This window comes from uncultured Mycobacterium sp. (assembly GCF_964249325.1).
GTDB lineage: Bacteria > Actinomycetota > Actinomycetes > Mycobacteriales > Mycobacteriaceae > Mycobacterium.
The window spans coordinates 1-3,023 of record NZ_CAXUCH010000365.1; the positions used below are offsets into that span (position 1 = coordinate 1).

Here is a 3,023-nt window from a genome sequence, read left to right on the forward strand (position 1 = left end):
CCCTCAGCGCCGGGCAACTACCCCCACGTGGTCACCCTGAATGCCTCCGAACAATTCCGATGTCTTGAGACATCACCCCTGACAGGGGACAGGATTCGAACCTGCGACCTCTGGGTTATGAGCTAACCGGCCGCGTCTCGCAACCGCTTCGGGTCTCTGCACGTCGTGATCGACCACCAGTCCAAGCCGTCACGGCGCGTTTCGCGCGAATCCTCGGTCATCCGCTCGACACCGTGCTAGCCGAACCTCGGTTACAGCGACCCCTTGGCTGCCACCCACTCTGTGGCCTGACCGGTCACGGCGGCGATACGGTCGTAATCGGCGTCGTAATGCAAGACGGTCGCCCCGTTGAGTTCCGCTGTCGCGGCGATGATCAGGTCGGGTAGACGGAATTGGCGGTGCTGGCTGGTCTTGGCGAGTTCTCGATGCACATCCAATGCCCGGTTCATGGCCTCCGTCGTCACGTCCATCCAGCGATGTCCATGCAGCGCGCCCCAGACGATCTCGTAGCCCTTCGGATCCGGGGCGCCGTTGAGGTACTCCAGAGCCGACATCTGGCATCCTGCGAGCCGCCCCTCAGCCAACAGCGTTTCGAATCGGCGGCGCACGACGTCGTGGCGTCCCTGCAGGACGTAGACCGTTGTGTCTGCCAAGTACACGACACTGGACATCAGAGCGCTTCGGGCTCCCGTGCCTCTTGTTCGAGTCGAGTGAGGTCGCGGCCGGCGCCGTACCGCCACGAGGAATCGGAATCGGTGAAATCCATGGGGACACTATTGAGGCTGGCGACGATCTTGCCGGCTTGTGTGCGCAGCGCGAAAGAGTGCAGCGCCGCGTTGATGGTTGCGACCTTGGTCTCGGTTCCAAGGACCTCTTTGGCGGCGTCGAGCCAGTCGTCATTCACGTCCACCGTGATGCGTGTCATGGGTCAAAGGATACACCAATCTCATGGGACATCTATGCACCACTAAACGGGACAGCGATGCACCATTCGAGCCTTAGAACCTGCATACCGACGATACGGTTGTGATGCTCCACGTTGGGGTGACCAGGCGAATGCATCAGGGCTTGATATCTCGGCTGCCGCACGCCTCCATCGGTGAGACATCCATTGGATTCTCTTCTGGTATAAGCGGTGACGGCAGGCGGCCGCCCAACGCAGACGACGATCGATGACCAATCAAGTCCGGGCGATAATGGCTCCCGAGAGCCGTTGCTCGACCCAACGCCAGCCGATTCGCTCCTGTTCGAGACGCACCCGATCGCCCAACCGGTCGGTGACCAGTTCCCAATCCAGCTCCTGCTCGTCAGGCGTCAGCCGCGTGAGGGCCGCTGTGGCCGGAGGTCTTCGGTCACCCAACGGCCGCGATGGGCGAGCAGTGTCTCGCGGTCCATCAGCACCGACTGTGCCCGCGGCAGCCAAGCCCGTAGACGGTCAAGTATCACGAATCCGTGCGTGTCGATGTCTCCCCAGTAGACGACGTCGGCTTCGGCCAGCCAACGCAGTCGGCCCACACCGTCGACGTCGAATCCCCTCCCCCAGATGACGACGCCGTCATCAGGGACCTCCACGCTCAGATAGCTGATCTCGTTCTCGACGATCACAGCCACCCGTGGTTCGACAGTGAGCCGTGTCAATTCCTCGGAACGCACCGCTACCTCCGTCAAGGGAGCCACGAGGCCCAGCGGGTGCGGGCCGCAGCCGAACTAATCTGGGCTTCGATTTGAGGCCAAGACCGGCCACAAATCCCGAGGGTGTCGACGACACGCCAAGCATGGCTGCCAGAACCAGTCGGTGTTTCTCGGCAAACTTGGTGTCGACTCCGGGTGCACTGATCTCGCGCAGATAACGATGTGATTGCCGGTGACTGTCGAGCCAAATGTAGGCGGCTATCAACTGCGGCATCTCGGATGCCAGTTCCAGCGCACGATGCGGATGGTCGACGATCCACCGTCGAACACGCGGATGTTGCTGCGCGAGAACCAACATTTCGTCGAACCGACTAAGCGACGCCGTCACACCCAAGAGAGCGCAGGCCTGCTCCATCGAGGACACGACTGCCCGTACCGGCAACTGGTTAAGGCCGATCTGTCTGCCGCCGATCGATTGCCATTGCAGCGTGTATCGACTGTCGTTGCGGCGGCCGGCGTCGAGGGCAGCTAGCCACCTGCGAGTGCCTCCAACGCTGCCGCAACCTCGCTTGCGGAGCACGCGCCTCGGTTGTCTTCGACAAAGAACTTCCCCAGGAAGGAGAGGATCAGGGTGGCGTTGCCCCCACGCAGAAGTCGCCAGGCAGGGTGCCGTTCCCGCAAGGCGTGGATCGCCACGTATTCCACACGCAGAGCCTAAGCAGGGGTACCGACATTCGGCGATGCCGACACAGCCGTTGTCTCCTCGGCGCTGACCCATTCAGAGCTCGGGCCGCCACCGCGACGCCACTCGACGCATCGCTGGTAGGTCATCTGACCCTGTTGCCAGCTTCCCAAGCCGAGGAATGACCGCTAAGCCGCCGAGGAGGCAGCCACATCAGTGGTAGGCGGAGTTCGGGCACACGTAAGCTAACTGGACAGACAAGCTAATGTTTCCAAACCCGTTCGCAGCGGCATGAAAATGACCCCAGAGATCGCACCTCTGGGATCCTTTTCACTGGTAGCGGGGACAGGATTCGAACCTGCGACCTCTGGGTTATGAGCCCAGCGAGCTACCGAGCTGCTCCACCCCGCGTCGGTAAATGCAAGGTTACCCAAGACCCGCCACGGCGGCCAAATCCGTCGCGTTACTTGGTGTTGTTGAACTTGTTGATCGCGTCGTCGAGCCGCTGCAGTGCGGCGCCGTAGGCGGCGAAGTCGCCCTTCTTCTGGGCGTCGCGCGCCGCGCCGATCGCCGACTGGATCTCTTTGAGCGCGGCGGCCTTGGCCGGCGATAAGGCGCTGGCCCCGTTGGGTGCCGGAGGGACGGCCGCCGCAGCCGGTGGTGGCGCGGCCGTCGGAAGCGAATCGGCGGGTGCCCGTGCACCGGATGC

Annotated in this window: 4 protein-coding genes, 1 tRNA gene and 2 pseudogenes; all 7 read right to left on the reverse strand. The window is 62.7% G+C overall.

The window, feature by feature from the left end; translation table 11 throughout:
• Positions 1-251: 251 nt before the first annotated feature.
• Positions 252-671 carry a PIN domain nuclease gene (locus ACFE99_RS24505; RefSeq protein WP_375489400.1) on the reverse strand — a complete coding sequence of 140 codons (420 nt, stop codon included), beginning with the start codon at positions 669-671 and terminating at the stop codon, positions 252-254.
• Complete coding sequence (locus ACFE99_RS24510; RefSeq protein WP_375489402.1) at positions 671-925, reverse strand: hypothetical protein; 255 nt, start codon at positions 923-925, stop codon at positions 671-673. Before ACFE99_RS24510 ends, ACFE99_RS24505 begins: the two co-directional genes overlap by 1 nt.
• A gap of 255 nt (positions 926-1,180) precedes the next feature.
• Positions 1,181-1,677 (reverse strand): annotated as a pseudogene (locus ACFE99_RS24515) (DUF2220 domain-containing protein).
• Positions 1,559-2,212, reverse strand: a complete 654-nt coding sequence (locus tag ACFE99_RS24520) for a DUF3322 domain-containing protein (RefSeq protein ID WP_375489404.1) — start codon at positions 2,210-2,212, stop codon at positions 1,559-1,561. The pseudogene ACFE99_RS24515 and the gene ACFE99_RS24520 overlap by 119 nt, the downstream one beginning before the upstream one ends.
• Positions 2,179-2,337 (reverse strand): annotated as a pseudogene (locus ACFE99_RS24525) (DUF3375 family protein); the annotation flags it as partial. The gene ACFE99_RS24520 and the pseudogene ACFE99_RS24525, both read right to left, overlap by 34 nt.
• A gap of 311 nt (positions 2,338-2,648) precedes the next feature.
• Positions 2,649-2,725: transfer RNA gene (locus ACFE99_RS24530), tRNA-Met, on the reverse strand.
• A gap of 52 nt (positions 2,726-2,777) precedes the next feature.
• Positions 2,778-3,023, reverse strand: a 246-nt coding sequence (locus ACFE99_RS24535) for a hypothetical protein (protein ID WP_375489406.1), incomplete at its 5' end; no start/stop codon positions are given.